Source organism: Pseudomonas sp. LBUM1666, from assembly GCF_059695775.1.
Map to the genome: position 1 here is coordinate 4,573,581 of NZ_CP166789.1, position 14,304 is coordinate 4,587,884.

The following is a 14,304-nucleotide window of genomic DNA, read 5'->3' on the forward strand; positions in this document are numbered from 1 at the left end:
ACTCAGCGCGCCTTTGCCAGTTCGCGTAGCCACTGCAAGGCCTCGGAGGCCAGCGGTTGGTACTGATTAATGATATCCGCCAGCCCGACCCAGACGATGAATAACCCGAGCACCAGGGTCAACGGGAAGCCGATGGAGAAAATGTTGAGTTGCGGTGCCGCCCGGGTCATCACGCCAAACGCGATGTTGACCACCAGCAGCGCGGTGATTGCCGGCAGCACCAGCATCAGCGCCGCCCCGAGAACCCAACCCAGTTTGCCGGCCAGTTCCCAGAAATGATTGACCATCAATCCGCTGCCGACCGGCAGCGTGGTGAAGCTTTCGGTGAGGACTTCGAAGACCACCAGATGGCCATTCATGGCCAGGAACAGCAGCGTCACAAGCATGGTGAAGAACTGCCCGATCACCGCCACCGAAACGCCGTTGGTAGGATCGACCATCGAAGCGAAGCCCATGCCCATCTGAATGGAGACGATCTGCCCGGCGACCACGAAGGCCTGGAAGAACAGCTGCAAGGAGAAACCCAGCACTGCACCGACGAGGATCTGCTCGGCAATCAGCAGCAGCCCGCTCAAGTCCAGCGCGTTGACCGGCGGCATCGGCGGCAACCCGGGGGCAATCACTACCGTGATCGCGAGGGCGAAATAAAGGCGCACTCGCGTGGGTACCAGGCTCGTACCGAAAACCGGCATGACCATCAGCAAGGCACCGATACGAAACAGCGGCAGCATGAACGTCGCCACCCAGGTACTGATCTGGGTATCGGTCAGCTGGAGCAGCGACATGGTTTAACCGATGACCTGAGGAATACTGCCGTACAACTGCAGGATGTATTCCATGAAGGTCTGCACCAGCCACGGACCGGCGACGATCAACGTCACCAGCATCACCAGCAGGCGCGGCAGGAAGCTCAGGGTCTGTTCGTTGATCTGGGTGGCAGCCTGGAACATCGCCACCAACAGACCCACGAGCAAACTCGGAATCACCAGCACGGCAACCATCATGGTGGTCAGCCACAGTGCTTCCCGGAAGATGTCTACCGCAACTTCTGGCGTCATGGCGATACACCGCCGAAGCTGCTCGCCAGCGTACCGATGATCAACGCCCAGCCATCCACCAGCACGAACAGCATGATCTTGAATGGCAGGGAAATGATCAGCGGCGAGAGCATCATCATACCCATCGCCATCAGCACACTGGCCACGACCAGATCGATGATCAGGAACGGAATGAAGATCATGAAGCCAATCTGGAACGCGGTTTTCAGCTCCGACGTGACGAACGCCGGAACCAGAATCGTCAGCGGCGCCTGATCCGGCGACGCGATATCAGTGCGTTTGGACAAGCGCATGAACAACTCCAGATCGCTGCTGCGAGTCTGGGCGAGCATGAAATCCTTGATCGGCACTTGAGCCTTGGCCACGGCGTCTTGAGCGGTGAGTTTCTCCGCCAGATACGGCTGCAAGGCATCCTGATTAACCCGGTCGAATACCGGCGCCATGATGAACAGGGTCAGGAACAGCGCCATGCCCGTGAGGATCTGGTTCGACGGCGTTTGTTGCAGGCCGAGGGCCTGACGCAGGATCGAGAAGACGATGATGATCCGGGTGAAACTGGTCATCAGCATGACGAACGCCGGGATAAAACTCAGCGCAGTCATGATCAGCAGGATTTGCAGGCTGACCGAATACTCCTGAGCGCCTTCGGCATTGGTACCCAGGGTAATCGCCGGGATCGACAACGGATCGGCGGCGAACGCCAGCGGCGCGCCCAGCATCAGGGCCAGCGTCAAGACGATGCGTAGCGCACCCATTACTTCTTATCCTTATGATCCTTGCCCATCAGCTCCATCAGGCGCTGGGCAAACTCGGGGGTCGCTTTTTCAGTCCCGCCGGGCACTTGCACCGGCTCCTTGAGCACGTGCAACGCGGTGATGGTGCCGGGGCTCAAGCCAAGCAGAATCTGCTCGTTACCGACCTGCACCAGCATCAACCGGTCGCGAGGGCCCAGCGCGCGGGAACCGATCAGCTCGATCACCTGCCCCTTGCCGGCTGGTCCGGCCTGCTGGACCCGACGCAGCAACCAGGCGAGGAAAAAGATCAACCCCAGCACCAGCAGCAAACCGAACACCAACTGCGTCAATTGCCCGGCCACACCGCTGCTGACCGCCGGCGCGGCAGCCGCAGTAGCGGTCGCTACCGGCTCGGCAGCCAGAACACTGAACGGCAACGCCAGCACAAACCCCAGAACCTTTTTCACTCAGCGCAGCTTCTTGATGCGTTCGCTTGGGCTGATCACGTCAGTCAGGCGGATGCCGAACTTCTCGTTGACCACCACTACTTCACCGTGAGCGATGAGCGTGCCGTTGACCAGCACGTCCAGCGGTTCACCGGCCAGACGATCGAGCTCGATCACCGAACCCTGGTTAAGCTGCAGCAGGTTACGGATGTTGATATCAGTGCTGCCGACTTCCATGGAAATCGACACCGGGATATCGAGAATCACGTCCAGGTTCGGACCGTCGAGGGTGACCGGTTCGTTGTTTTTCGGCACGCTGCCGAACTCTTCCATCGGCAGACGGTTGGACGGCGAACTGGCGGCGTCAGCGGCCAGCAAGGCGTCGATGTCGTCCTGCCCGGCGTCGCCGGTTTCTTCCAGGGCAGCAGCCCATTCATCGGCCAGCGCCTGGTCGTCCTGGGTGTTCATATCGTTAGCCATCAATTTGTCCTCGGCGGGCATCCATTCAATCAGGAGCCGTCAGTTAAAAGCACAGGGGGTTTGGAGCGCCGGTCAGCGGCGCTCGATCGGCTCGATCACTTGCAACGCGAGGTTGCCTTTGTGCGACCCCATCTTGACCTTGAACGCAGGCACGCCGTTGGCGCGCATGATCATCTCGTCCGGCATCTCGACCGGGATAATGTCCCCCGGCTGCATGTGCAGAATGTCCCGCAGGCGCAACTGGCGACGGGCAACCGTGGCACCGATCGGTACGTCAACGTCCAGCACGTCCTGACGCAAGGCGTTGACCCAGCGTTCGTCCTGATCGTCGAGGTCCGACTGGAAGCCGGCGTCGAGCATTTCGCGCACTGGCTCGATCATCGAGTACGGCATGGTTATGTGCAGGTCACCGCCACCGCCATCGAGTTCAATGTGGAAGGTCGACACCACAATCGCTTCGCTCGGGCCGACGATATTGGCCATGGCCGGGTTCACTTCCGAGTTGATGTACTCGAAGTTCACTTCCATGATCGCCTGCCAGGCTTCTTTCAAATCGACGAAGGCCTGTTCCAGCACCATGCGTACCACACGCAGTTCAGTGGGGGTGAATTCACGCCCTTCGATCTTCGCGTGACGGCCGTCGCCGCCGAAGAAGTTGTCCACCAGTTTGAACACCAGTTTGGCGTCGAGGATGAACAACGCGGTACCGCGCAACGGTTTGATCTTGACCAGGTTGAGGCTGGTCGGCACGTACAGCGAGTGCACGTATTCGCCGAACTTCATCACCTGCACGCCACCGACGGCAACGTCCGCCGAGCGGCGCAGCATGTTGAACATGCTGATGCGGGTGTAACGGGCGAAACGTTCGTTGATCATTTCCAGGGTCGGCATGCGTCCACGGACGATGCGATCCTGGCTGGTCAGGTCGTAACTTTTGACACTGCCGGGTTCGGCAGCGGTATCGGTCTGTACCAGACCATCGTCGACACCATGCAACAGCGCATCGATCTCATCCTGGGACAGCAGGTCCTGCACGGCCATGTCGTGTTCCTACTGCAGTACGAAATTAGTGAAAAGCAACTGTTCGATGACCACTTTGCCGAGTTCTTTCTGCGCTACTTCCTGGACGCTGGCCGTGGCTTTCTGACGCAACATCTCCTGCCCGACCGGCGACGCCAGGGTGGCGAAGTCCTGGCCGGAGAACAGCATGACCAGGTTGTTGCGGATGACAGGCATGTGGACTTTGAGCGCTTCCAGATCGGCCTGATTGCGACCCTGCATGGTGATGCTCACCTGCATGTAGCGCTGACGGCCGTTCTGGTTGTAATTGGCCACGAAGGCCGGCGCCATGGGCTCGAAAATCGCTGGCTGCTTGCCGACCGGGGCGGTTTCAGCCGCGGCGGCAGGCTTGCTCTGGGCGCTGTGCATGAAGAACCAGGTCGCTCCCACGGACAAACCGATCGCCAGCAGCAGGGCCACCACGACCGCGATGATCAGCTTGAGTTTGCCTTTGGTTGCGGGGTCTTTTACTGCTGCTTCGCTCTTCGCCATGCCAATAATCCGTCACTATTCGGGTTTTCACAGTCGCACGGCAAGGCAAGAGCAAGTGTTATGCCAGAAGTGTCTGTAGGGAGATGGTGACGGCAATCTGAAGAACATCGCAAATCCCCTGTGGGAGCGAGCTTGCTCGCGATGAGGCCATAACATTCAACATCGTCGTTGACTGTTGCGCCCCCATCGCGAGCAAGCTCGCTCCCACAGGGATTGGTGTCGGGCTTTATCAGGCGTAATAATCGACGGCGCTGGAGCCGATGACGCTGGTAGTGCTGGCCGCTACTTCGGCAACTGTTGGCGCAAGCTCTTCATCCATCGAGTCGAGACGACCACCGCTGGCGTTGGTGCGCCCACCCTGGCTTTGACCCTGTTGAGCCTGTTCCTGCCCCTGCCAGCCACGGGACTGGTCGGACACATTGACGTCGACCTGGCCCATGCCCTGCTGCGCAAACATGTCACGCAAGCGATGCATCTGCCCGTCCAGCGCTTCGCGAACGCTTGGATGGGCACTCATGAACGTCACCTGGGTCTGCTGATCCGGAACCATGTTCACCCGAATGTCCAGGCGCCCCAGTTCAGCCGGTTGCAACTGGATGTCGGCCGCCTTGAGATTGGCACTGGACAGGTACATGACCCGGTTCACTACTTCTTCGGTCCAGCCGCTCTGATGCATGGCGATCGGTTGATTCACCGGCAATGCGTTGGCGGTTTTCGGCGTGGCCGCCTGGGTCAGTGCCGCCAGACGGTTGGCGAAATCGTCGACCCGGGTATCGCTACTCGCGGACTTCAGGTCCTTGAGACCGTCATCGATAAGACCACTGAAGGCCTTGTCGCTGCCCTGGCCGGTGCTGTCCTTGTCGGCTTGCACATCGAGCATGCTTGCCATGCCTGCGGCGAAGGTCTGCGCCGAGGTTGACTCGCCGTCAGCCTGGGCCTGGGCCGAGGTCGGTGCCGCTTTGGGCTGGGCCTGACTCGCAGCCGAAATATGGCCGCCCTGCTCCATGGCCATACGCACGGCCGGCAATGCATCGAGAGGATCCGCTTCGGGGTCGAAATCGCTATCCGCCGTTGCAGCAGCAGCTGGCGCCGCCGTCACTGCCGCAGCCACTGGCGCTTCGACCTGCGGCTGCACGGTGGCGACCACTGGCGGAGCTTCCGGAACGGGGGTTGTCACCACTGCCTGCAACGGTGGCAGTAACGAAGGATCGAGGGTTGGATCAACAGACGCGGTGTCGACCACATGCGTTTCGCCAACCTCCGACGCATCATCGCTGGCAGCCTTGTCGTCAGCCTGCGCCGGTTTATCGGCGGGCAAGGATTTGCCGCTATCGGCAACCGCAGGTTCCGGGGCGGCAGACTTGTCGTTGCTGACGTCCTTTTTATCGGGGCTGTCCGGCGCTTTATCGCGTATCGGCTTGGCCGATCCATCACCCACCGCAGAGGGTTTGTTCCGGGCTTGATTGGCGTAGACCTGAGCGAAGCTGGATGCCTTGTCCCCAGGCTCAGCGGCCAGCGCCGGTGTATTGGCGGAAGCGACTTGAGTCTTGGCCTGCGCGGCGGCCTGAAGAAGCATATTGGGGGTAACGGGCATGGAACGGTCTCCGCTGCACTGGGATCGTAGGTACAGTTGGCGGAGATTAGTGCAAAGGTCGCGCCAGGTTTTAGTGACAGGCGCTAAAAGCGCCGGACGGTCTCATTGGCAGAGAGAGAACGCTGACGCTCGGCCTCATAGAGCGGCCGGACAAACGCAAATTCGTCATCAATTTCGCCCACCAGTTTTTCAATGCCGGCGAGGCTTTTTTGCTTGGCGCGCAGCTCCAGCTCATGGCACAACTCAGCCAGGCGAATGGCACCCATGTTGCTGCTGCTGCCCTTGAAGCTATGGGCTGCATTCATGAGTTGCGCGGCATCTTCAGCCTTTCGCAAGATGCGTAAACGCTCTTCGGAATCGGCGAGAAAGGTATCCAGCAACATCGGATACTCATCCTCCATGACCTCTTGCAACGCGTTCAGCACGTCGCGGTCCAGGTGTGTGTCAGCCACTTGCTCACTCCTTGATCAAGAATGCGTGGATTATGCCAGAGCCTCCCAGAAAAACTCCACGCGGGCACTCCGACCATCGTCGGACCAACTCGCATTGTGGCCCAGCTGACGGATCAGACTGACGCCACGTCCCGACAGACGGACACCATCGACAGGCCGCTCCATCACCCGCGCGACATCAAAACCCTTGCCACTGTCTTCAACCCGAACAGTCAGGCACCCGCCCTCGCCCTTGGGTGTCACCTGCAAATGCACCCGCACAAAGCCGTCCTGCAACTCGTCCAGGCGTGTATTGCGTTGTTGATAATAGCGGGTAAAACCCGAGGCATCGCGCTTGAGCGCCGAATCCAGCCCCAGTACCCCATGCTCCAGGGCATTGGAATACAGTTCAGCCAAAACACTGTAGAGCGCCCCGCTCTGAGCCCGCAAACCGTGGACCTCAAGCAGCAATTGCAGAAGATACGGCAGCGGATTGAAGCGTTTGAGCGTGGCGGCGCGAAATTCGAAACTCACTGACCAGTCCAGCGGGCAGGACTGACCACTGTCGGAATACACCAGCGCCGGCGGGCTCAGTTGTGCGGCCTCCAGCAGACTGACCTCGACCATGCTCACGTCATCTCGGGCCTCGCCGCGAAAGTCCCGCAACGCCTGCTCGATATCTTCGAACAGCTCATCAGGCTGACGATTGGCCGCAAACACCTGCTGCAATCGCTCCACACCAAACAACTGTTCGTTGGCATCGCAGGTATCGATCACCCCGTCGGACAACAGGAAGACCCGATCCCCGACCGCCATCGGAAACACCTCGGTGCGGTAATCAAAGGATTGCGGGCTCAGCACGCCGAGCGGCAAATGCCGAGCCGTCAGCGGCGTTCGCTCACCGCTGGCGACGCTGTGCAGGTAACCGTCCGGCATTCCGCCGTTCCAGACCTCCACCGAGCGTCGCTGAAAACTCAGGCACAGCAGCGTTGCACAACAGAACATGTCCACCGGCAGGATGCGCTTGAGCTTGGCATTCATCTCGCGCAGGGTTTCTGACAGGCCGTAACCCTTGGCGGTCATGCCATAGAAAACTTCGGCCAAGGGCATGGCACCGACCGCGGCCGGCAAACCATGACCGGTAAAATCGCCGAGCAGCACGTGCATGTCGCCGGCCGGGGTAAACGCGGCCAGCAGCAGATCGCCGTTGAACAACGCATAGGGCGATTGCAGGTAGCGAATATTCGGTGCACTCAGGCAGCCGGAGTGGGCCACCTTGTCGAACACGGCCTTGGCCACCCGCTGCTCGTTGAGCAGGTAGTCGTGGTGTCTGGCGATCTGGTCACGCTGTTGCAACACCGTGGCCTGCAACCGCCGCAAGCGGTCCATCGCCTTGATCTTGGCGGCGAGGATCACCTGGTTGTAGGGTTTTGCCAGAAAGTCGTCGCCCCCGGCCTCCAGACAGCGGGCCAGCGCTTCGCTTTCGGTCAGCGAGGTGAGGAAGATGATCGGCACCAGGGTTTCCCCTGCCAACACCTTGATCTGCCGCGCCGCCTCAAAACCGTCCATCACCGGCATCATCGCGTCCATGAGCACCAGTTGCGGTCTCTGCTGGCGAAACGCTTCAACGGCTTCGGCACCGTTGGCGGCCGTCAGCACCTCATGCCCCTGGCGACGGACGATGGTCGACAGCAGCATGCGATCGGCCGCGCTGTCTTCGGCGATCAGGATCGTCAGCGGTTCGAACAAGGACTGCATGGCGGTCACGCCACGTCGAAGATTTGTTCGAAGTTGGAGATGGCGAGGATCTTGCGCACATCTGCGTTAGCGTTGGTCAACGTGATCTCGGCATTCTCGCCACCAGCGTGATCACGCAATAGCAACAGCATGCCGAGCGCTGAGCTGTCGAGGTAGGTGGCGTCTTTCAGATCTACTTCGAAGGACTCGGGTTTTGGCTGAAGATTTTCGTAGGACTCACGAAATTCCTGATGCTTGGCGAAATCGAATCGTCCCTTGACCGATATCGTCAGCTTTTGCCCATCTTGGGATACTTCTGTAACAACTGACATTTAACGGCTTCCTTGTCATGGGTGAACGTACGTGTACAAGGTTTAGCACTTGGCGAGGGCAGGAGCAAGGCGGGAAAACGGTTGAAACCTGCCTGATCAATACGGATCCTGACGCGGCAACCGCTGGGACAACTCATCCAGCAGCTTTTGCTCACGCCGGTCTTCCAGCCGCCGCGCCTCATCCATGTAGCGCAACACCAGTTTGCGCAAGCCTTCGACCCGTGCAAACGCCTGCTGCCAGGATTCCCGCGCCTTGTTCAGGTTGTTTTCATGCCATACCAGGCTTTGTCGCTGCTGGTCGATGGCGGTCCCCAGTTGCGCCAGGAAACCTTGATAACCCAGCAGCCATTGGCCCGACACGCCGCTGCTGCCGCGCACGATCCATTGTTCTTGATAGTCGAGACGAAAGGCTTCGAGGTCGGCAAGTTTGCTTTCGGCCAGACGGACTTGCCCCTGAAAGTGGCCCAGACGCAGGACCGCGGTTTTCTCGGCCTTTTCGGCCATTTCGACCACGGGGGCCAGGCGCGAGGCTCGGCTCTGGGCCATGGCCGGTTAGCCGCCGGCCGCGGGGGCGAAGATAGTGCCGAGATAGGCTTCGCTTTCGCCCAGGCTGATGCTGTCGTTCAGGCCCTGGCGCAGGTATTTCACCAGCTGCGGTTGCAGGGAGATCGCCAGGTCGGTTTCCCGATCACCACCCGCGACATAGGCGCCGACGCTGATCAAGTCTCGACTCTGCTGGTAACGCGACCACAGCTGCTTGAAATACTGGGCGCGCATCATGTGTTCCGGCGTAACCACCGACGGCATGACCCGGCTGATGGACGCTTCGATATCGATGGCCGGGTAATGACCTTCCTCGGCGAGGCGCCGGGACAGCACGATGTGCCCGTCGAGCACGCCTCGTGCGGCGTCGGCAATCGGATCCTGCTGGTCATCGCCTTCGGACAGTACGGTGTAGAACGCGGTGATCGAACCACCGCCCTTCTCCGCGTTACCGGCCCGCTCCACCAGTTTCGGCAGTTTGGCGAACACCGATGGCGGATAACCCTTGGTCGCCGGCGGCTCGCCGATGGCCAGGGCGATTTCCCGCTGGGCCTGGGCGAAACGGGTCAGGGAGTCCATGAGCAACAGGACGTTCTTGCCCTTATCGCGGAAATACTCAGCGATTCGGGTGCAGTACATCGCCGCGCGCAGACGCATCAGCGGCGCATCGTCCGCCGGGGACGCCACCACGACCGAACGCTTGAGGCCTTCTTCGCCGAGGATGTGCTCGATGAATTCTTTAACTTCACGACCCCGCTCACCGATCAGCCCGACGACGATGATGTCGGCCTCGGTGAAGCGGGTCATCATGCCCAGCAGCACACTCTTGCCCACGCCAGTACCGGCGAACAGGCCCAGACGCTGACCGCGACCGACCGTCAACAAACCGTTGATGCTGCGAATGCCCACGTCCAGCGGCTCGCTGATCGGTTCGCGCTTGAGCGGGTTGATGGTCGGGCCGTCCATCGGCACCCAGTCTTCGGCCTTCATCCCGCCCTTGCCGTCCAGCGCACGACCGGCGCCATCGAGCACCCGCCCGAGCATGCTCATGCCCATTGGCAGACGGCCGGTATCAGCCAGAGGAACCACACGGGCACCGGGAGCGATGCCGGCAACACTGCCGACCGGCATCAGAAACACCTTGCTGCCGGAGAAGCCCATGACTTCGGCTTCGACCTGCACCGGGTGATAACTGTCGTCGTTGATGACCATGCAGCGGCTGCCCATGGCGGCGCGCAAGCCCTCGGCTTCGAGGGTCAGGCCGACCATGCGCAGCAAGCGGCCTTCAAGGATCGGCGCGCCTTCCAGCTCCGTAGCCTCGGCGTAGCTGCCGAGGCGCTTGGCGAAGCTGGTGCGATCAAGGCGCATCGGGAACGTCCAGTTCGGGTTCGACCGGTGCGACCGCTGGCTTGTCACTGATCGGCAGTTCCAGGCTCAAATCCGGCTCGGCCGGGTGCAAGGCCTGTTCATGCAACTGATCGAAGAGCTTGTCCATGACCCGCGCAACGCGGGTTTCGACCGTGGCGTCGATACGGCTGTGTTCAGTTTCGACCCGGCAACCGCCGGGCAACAATGCCTCGTCCTCGACGATGCGCCAGCTTTCTTCATGGCGCTCGCGCAGGGCTTTGACCTGTTCGAAATCTTGCGGATTGATGTACAGCCGCACATTGCCCACGCCCAGCGGCAAGAGCTTGAGGGCTTCACGCATGACGTGTTCGATCTGCGTCGAGTCAATGGCGAGTTCGCGCTGAATTACCTGTTTGGTGATGTGCTGCACCAGGTCGACCAGGGACTTTTCGATCAAGGTGTCCTGCTCGGCGATAGGCTCGAACAAATGCCCCATCAGCTGCTCCAGAGCGGCAATCTTGGCGGCCAGGGCCACCTCGGCTTCCTGACGGACCTTGAGCGTGGTGCTGTGGAAACCTTCTTTTTCGCCCGTGGCGAAGCCCTCGTTGTAGGCCTCCTGACGAATGCTTTCGAGCTCTTCGAGGGTCAGTGGCTGGACTTCATCCAGTGGCACTTCTTCCATCTCCGGCGGCTCGGGCTCAGGTTCCGGCTCGGGTTCCGGCACGAACGGATCGAAACTGGGCAGCGACCAGACGTCGAAACCACCGACGTCCTTGCCACGGATCAGGTCGGTGTTGGACTCATCATGTTTGGACGACATAGTGACCTTAGATCATCTCTTCGCCGCCCTTCCCGCCGAGAACGATTTCTCCGGCTTCGGCCATACGGCGGGCAATGGTGAGGATTTCTTTTTGCGCCGTTTCCACGTCGCTGACGCGCACCGGGCCTTTGGCCTCGAGGTCGTCGCGCAATAGTTCGGCCGCCCGTTTGGACATGTTCTTGAAAATCTTCTCTTTGACGCCTTCGTCCGAACCCTTGAGGGCCAGCACCAGCACGTCGGAGGACACTTCGCGCAGCAGCGCCTGAATGCCGCGATCGTCGACATCGGACAGGTTGTTGAACACGAACATGAGGTCTTCGATCTGACCGGACAGGTCTTCGTCGACTTCGCGAATCGAGTCCATCAGCTGACCTTCGATCGAGCTGTCGAGGAAGTTCATGATATCCGCCGCGCGCTTGATGCCACCCAGGGTGGTGCGCGAGGCATTCGAGTTGCCGGAGAACTGCTTCTCGAGAATCTGGTTGAGTTCTTTCAGGGCCGCTGGCTGCACAGTGTTCAGCGAGGAAACCCGCAGAATGATGTCCAGACGCACCTTGTGGTCAAAGTTACCCAGAACTTCACCGGCCTGGTCCGGATCGAGATACGCCACCACGATCGCCTGGATCTGCGGGTGCTCGTAACGGATCACGTCGGCGACGGCGCGTGGCTCCATCCACTTCAGGCTGTCGAGGCCACTGGTGTTGCCGCCCAGCAGGATCCGGTCGATCAGGCCGTTGGCCTTGTCTTCGCCCAGCGCCTGGGTGAGCATTTTGCGCACGTAGTCGTCGGAGCCGACGCCGAGGCTGGTCTGGTCGCCGACGATGTCGACGAACTCGCTCATCACCTGCTCGACCTGCTCGCGGTGCACGTTACCCATCTGGGCCATGGCCACACCCACACGCTGGACCTCTTTGGGCCCCATGTGGCGCAGCACTTGGGCGGCGTCGGTAGAACCCAGGGACAGCAGCAGGATCGCGGCTTTGTCGACCTTGGACAGTTTGGCGGCAACGGCTCGGTTATCACTCATCTGCGTTAATCCACTCTTTCACGACCTGGGCCACGCGACCCGGATCTTCTGCCACCAGACTCTTGATTGCGTTCAACTGTGCGTCATAGCCTTCGCTCGGGCTCGGCAGCAGAATGCTGGTCGGGCCACCGAGACTGACGCGGTCGTTGGCCAGTTCGCCGTCCAGGCCGCCCATGCCACCCAGCTCGACGTCGCTGCCGATGCCTAGCTGTTTGTCTTTGCCGCCGCCGGTGATGTTGTTGAGCACCGGACGCAGCACACCGAACACCAGCACCAGAATGAACAAGACACCCAGCACTTGCTTGACGATGTCCCAGAACCAAGGCTGGGAGTAGAACGGAATATCGGCAATCACTTCACCGCGCTCGGCGGAGAACGGCATGTTGATCACGCTGACGCTGTCGCCACGGCTGGCGTCAAAGCCGACGGCGTCCTGTACCAGGCGAGTGAAGCGCGCCAATTCATCGGCGGTCCACGGCGCACGGGTGGTTTCACCGTTGGCCGCGTTGATCTTGACCTGGTCATCCACCACCACCGACACCGAGAGGCGATTCAAACGGCCCTGCTGTTGTTTGGTGTGGCTGATGGAACGGTCGAGTTCGAAGTTCTTGGTGGACTGTTGACGCTTGTCCGCCGGGTACGGTGCAAGCATAGGCTGGCCGGTGGCCGGGTCCATGATTTGCTGACCGTTGGCATCCAGCAGTGGCTGGCCTGGCTGCACCATGCCGGCCGACGCGGTAGCGCCACCGGTGGTTTGCGGTGCGGAGGCAGGCGACGGCGGCTGGTTGCTCAGGGCACCCGGCACACCTTGTGGGCCATTACTGGCGGTACGTTGTTCGTTGACCGACTGCTCGCTGCGCAACGCCGGTTGGTCCGGGTTGAATTGCTCGGAGGTCGACTCGACGGCACTGAAATCCACATCGGCCGAGACTTCGGCTTTATAGCGATCGTTGCCCAGCACCGGTTGCAGAATGTTGTGCACGCGCTGGGTCAGCATGCTTTCCATGCGACGGCTGTAATCGAATTGCTTGCCGGCCATGGTCAGCTCGGAGTTTTCCGCCTGATCCGAGAGCAGCGTGCCCTTCTGGTCGACGACGGTAATCTGGGATTTGCTGAGTTCAGGAACACTGGTGGCCACCAGGTTGATGATCGCCAGTACCTGGCCCGGCTCCAGCGAACGTCCGGAATACAGCTCCACCAAAACCGAGGCGCTCGGCTTGCGCTCATCGCGCACGAACACCGAACTTTTCGGAATCGCCAAGTGCACGCGAGCACCCTTGACGTTGTTCAGGCTGGAGATGGTGCGGGCCAGTTCGCCTTCGAGACCCCGACGATAACGGGTCGCTTCCATGAACTGGCTGGTGCCCAGGCCCTGGTCCTTGTCGAGAATTTCAAAACCGATGTTGCCATCGCTGGGAGTGACACCAGCGCCCGCGAGTTTGATTCGCGCACGGGACAGGTCATCGGCCTTGACCAGCAAGGCACCGGAGTTCGGTTCAACGGTATAGGGAATGTCGGCTGCGGCCAGGGTATCCATGACCTGTTTGGCGTCCATACCGGCAAGACTGCCGTACAGAGGCCGGTAGTCCGGCTGCTGGGACCACAACACCACGGCAAAGCCAATCGCCACGCTCGCAGCCAGGCCGACCAACAGGCCTACCTGACGCAACATGGTCATCTCGGAGAGGTTTTCCAGGAAGGACAACCCGAACAGCGGCGGCTTGCCGTCTATTGGAGTGGCCTTGGCCGGAACATTATCAGCGACTGCTTCTGCCATGACTCAATTCGTCCTTAAACCGGCATCTGCATGATGTCTTGGTACGCCTGAACCAGCTTGTTGCGTACTTGGGTCAACGCTTGAAAAGACACGCTGGCCTTCTGCGATGAAATCATCACGTCCGTCAGGTCGACGCCACTTTTGCCAATCTCGAAGGCACTGGCCAACTGACTGGACGCCTGCTGCGTCTCGTTCACTTTATTGACGGCCTGACCGAGCATGTCGGAAAAGCTGCTGCCACCCAGTTCAGGAACAGCGGCAGTCGATTTCGACGCAGACATGGCATCCATTTGCATGGAACGCATGTCCAGCATCAATCGATTGAATTCAATACCTTGGCTCATGGCTTCTCTCTTTGACGAGCTACGTCTTTGGCGACCCGCAATTTTTTGACACTCACTCGGCGGGTAGTGAGGTGTTAGCAACA

At 60.3% G+C, this 14,304-nt stretch carries 17 protein-coding genes; all 17 read right to left on the reverse strand.

What is annotated here, in order from left to right:
* Positions 1-2: 2 nt before the first annotated feature.
* On the reverse strand, positions 3-785 hold the full coding sequence (gene fliR / locus ACA056_RS20915; protein ID WP_497267442.1) for a flagellar biosynthetic protein FliR: 783 nt from the start codon (positions 783-785) through the stop codon (positions 3-5).
* Positions 786-788: 3 nt separating this feature from the next.
* Positions 789-1,058, reverse strand: coding sequence for a flagellar biosynthesis protein FliQ (fliQ, locus tag ACA056_RS20920; RefSeq protein WP_007948918.1), 270 nt, complete (start codon positions 1,056-1,058; stop codon positions 789-791).
* Positions 1,055-1,813 carry a flagellar type III secretion system pore protein FliP gene (gene fliP / locus ACA056_RS20925; RefSeq protein ID WP_497267444.1) on the reverse strand — a complete coding sequence of 253 codons (759 nt, stop codon included), beginning with the start codon at positions 1,811-1,813 and terminating at the stop codon, positions 1,055-1,057. The genes fliQ and fliP overlap by 4 nt, the downstream gene beginning before the upstream one ends.
* Positions 1,813-2,259, reverse strand: a complete 447-nt coding sequence (gene fliO / locus ACA056_RS20930) for a flagellar biosynthetic protein FliO (RefSeq protein WP_309676313.1) — start codon at positions 2,257-2,259, stop codon at positions 1,813-1,815. Before fliO ends, fliP begins: the two co-directional genes overlap by 1 nt.
* Positions 2,260-2,718, reverse strand: coding sequence for a flagellar motor switch protein FliN (gene fliN, locus ACA056_RS20935; RefSeq protein ID WP_129442187.1), 459 nt, complete (start codon positions 2,716-2,718; stop codon positions 2,260-2,262).
* Positions 2,719-2,790: 72 nt separating this feature from the next.
* Complete coding sequence (fliM, locus tag ACA056_RS20940) at positions 2,791-3,759, reverse strand: flagellar motor switch protein FliM (protein WP_497267447.1); 969 nt, start codon at positions 3,757-3,759, stop codon at positions 2,791-2,793.
* Between the two features lie 9 nt (positions 3,760-3,768).
* Positions 3,769-4,269, reverse strand: coding sequence for a flagellar basal body-associated protein FliL (fliL, locus tag ACA056_RS20945; RefSeq protein ID WP_282479817.1), 501 nt, complete (start codon positions 4,267-4,269; stop codon positions 3,769-3,771).
* A 229-nt stretch (positions 4,270-4,498) separates the two neighbouring features.
* Complete coding sequence (locus ACA056_RS20950; RefSeq protein WP_497267449.1) at positions 4,499-5,863, reverse strand: flagellar hook-length control protein FliK; 1,365 nt, start codon at positions 5,861-5,863, stop codon at positions 4,499-4,501.
* An 83-nt stretch (positions 5,864-5,946) separates the two neighbouring features.
* Positions 5,947-6,315: an Hpt domain-containing protein gene (locus tag ACA056_RS20955; protein ID WP_497267451.1), complete on the reverse strand. Its 369-nt coding sequence runs from the start codon at positions 6,313-6,315 to the stop codon at positions 5,947-5,949.
* Between the two features lie 30 nt (positions 6,316-6,345).
* On the reverse strand, positions 6,346-8,052 hold the full coding sequence (locus ACA056_RS20960; protein ID WP_497267453.1) for an ATP-binding SpoIIE family protein phosphatase: 1,707 nt from the start codon (positions 8,050-8,052) through the stop codon (positions 6,346-6,348).
* Positions 8,053-8,057: 5 nt separating this feature from the next.
* Positions 8,058-8,363, reverse strand: a complete 306-nt coding sequence (locus tag ACA056_RS20965; RefSeq protein WP_123364550.1) for an STAS domain-containing protein — start codon at positions 8,361-8,363, stop codon at positions 8,058-8,060.
* Between the two features lie 96 nt (positions 8,364-8,459).
* Entirely contained in the window at positions 8,460-8,909 is a 450-nt protein-coding gene (fliJ, locus tag ACA056_RS20970; RefSeq protein WP_497267455.1) for a flagellar export protein FliJ, read from the reverse strand.
* 6 nt (positions 8,910-8,915) lie between these two features.
* On the reverse strand, positions 8,916-10,274 hold the full coding sequence (fliI, locus tag ACA056_RS20975; protein WP_046046383.1) for a flagellar protein export ATPase FliI: 1,359 nt from the start codon (positions 10,272-10,274) through the stop codon (positions 8,916-8,918).
* Positions 10,264-11,073: a flagellar assembly protein FliH gene (gene fliH / locus ACA056_RS20980; RefSeq protein WP_497267457.1), complete on the reverse strand. Its 810-nt coding sequence runs from the start codon at positions 11,071-11,073 to the stop codon at positions 10,264-10,266. Before fliH ends, fliI begins: the two co-directional genes overlap by 11 nt.
* A 7-nt stretch (positions 11,074-11,080) precedes the next feature.
* Positions 11,081-12,100, reverse strand: coding sequence for a flagellar motor switch protein FliG (gene fliG, locus ACA056_RS20985; protein ID WP_007948903.1), 1,020 nt, complete (start codon positions 12,098-12,100; stop codon positions 11,081-11,083).
* Entirely contained in the window at positions 12,093-13,877 is a 1,785-nt protein-coding gene (fliF, locus tag ACA056_RS20990; protein WP_497267459.1) for a flagellar basal-body MS-ring/collar protein FliF, read from the reverse strand. The genes fliG and fliF overlap by 8 nt, the downstream gene beginning before the upstream one ends.
* A 14-nt stretch (positions 13,878-13,891) precedes the next feature.
* Positions 13,892-14,221, reverse strand: a complete 330-nt coding sequence (fliE, locus tag ACA056_RS20995; protein ID WP_140681984.1) for a flagellar hook-basal body complex protein FliE — start codon at positions 14,219-14,221, stop codon at positions 13,892-13,894.
* Between the last annotated feature and the right edge of the window lie 83 nt (positions 14,222-14,304).

What these genes read in the sequence shown, in the direction of transcription:
- fliP (WP_497267444.1), bottom strand. Translation starts at nt 1,813, where the DNA reads ATGGGTGCGCTACGCATCGTCTTGACGCTGGCCCTGATGCTGGGCGCG.
- fliQ (WP_007948918.1), bottom strand. Translation starts at nt 1,058, where the DNA reads ATGACGCCAGAAGTTGCGGTAGACATCTTCCGGGAAGCACTGTGGCTG.
- fliR (WP_497267442.1), bottom strand. Translation starts at nt 785, where the DNA reads ATGTCGCTGCTCCAGCTGACCGATACCCAGATCAGTACCTGGGTGGCG.
- fliN (WP_129442187.1), bottom strand. Translation starts at nt 2,718, where the DNA reads ATGGCTAACGATATGAACACCCAGGACGACCAGGCGCTGGCCGATGAA.
- fliH (WP_497267457.1), bottom strand. Translation starts at nt 11,073, where the DNA reads ATGTCGTCCAAACATGATGAGTCCAACACCGACCTGATCCGTGGCAAG.
- fliM (WP_497267447.1), bottom strand. Translation starts at nt 3,759, where the DNA reads ATGGCCGTGCAGGACCTGCTGTCCCAGGATGAGATCGATGCGCTGTTG.
- fliG (WP_007948903.1), bottom strand. Translation starts at nt 12,100, where the DNA reads ATGAGTGATAACCGAGCCGTTGCCGCCAAACTGTCCAAGGTCGACAAA.
- fliJ (WP_497267455.1), bottom strand. Translation starts at nt 8,909, where the DNA reads ATGGCCCAGAGCCGAGCCTCGCGCCTGGCCCCCGTGGTCGAAATGGCC.
- fliF (WP_497267459.1), bottom strand. Translation starts at nt 13,877, where the DNA reads ATGGCAGAAGCAGTCGCTGATAATGTTCCGGCCAAGGCCACTCCAATA.
- ACA056_RS20965 (WP_123364550.1), bottom strand. Translation starts at nt 8,363, where the DNA reads ATGTCAGTTGTTACAGAAGTATCCCAAGATGGGCAAAAGCTGACGATA.
- ACA056_RS20960 (WP_497267453.1), bottom strand. Translation starts at nt 8,052, where the DNA reads ATGCAGTCCTTGTTCGAACCGCTGACGATCCTGATCGCCGAAGACAGC.
- ACA056_RS20950 (WP_497267449.1), bottom strand. Translation starts at nt 5,863, where the DNA reads ATGCCCGTTACCCCCAATATGCTTCTTCAGGCCGCCGCGCAGGCCAAG.
- fliE (WP_140681984.1), bottom strand. Translation starts at nt 14,221, where the DNA reads ATGAGCCAAGGTATTGAATTCAATCGATTGATGCTGGACATGCGTTCC.
- fliI (WP_046046383.1), bottom strand. Translation starts at nt 10,274, where the DNA reads ATGCGCCTTGATCGCACCAGCTTCGCCAAGCGCCTCGGCAGCTACGCC.
- fliL (WP_282479817.1), bottom strand. Translation starts at nt 4,269, where the DNA reads ATGGCGAAGAGCGAAGCAGCAGTAAAAGACCCCGCAACCAAAGGCAAA.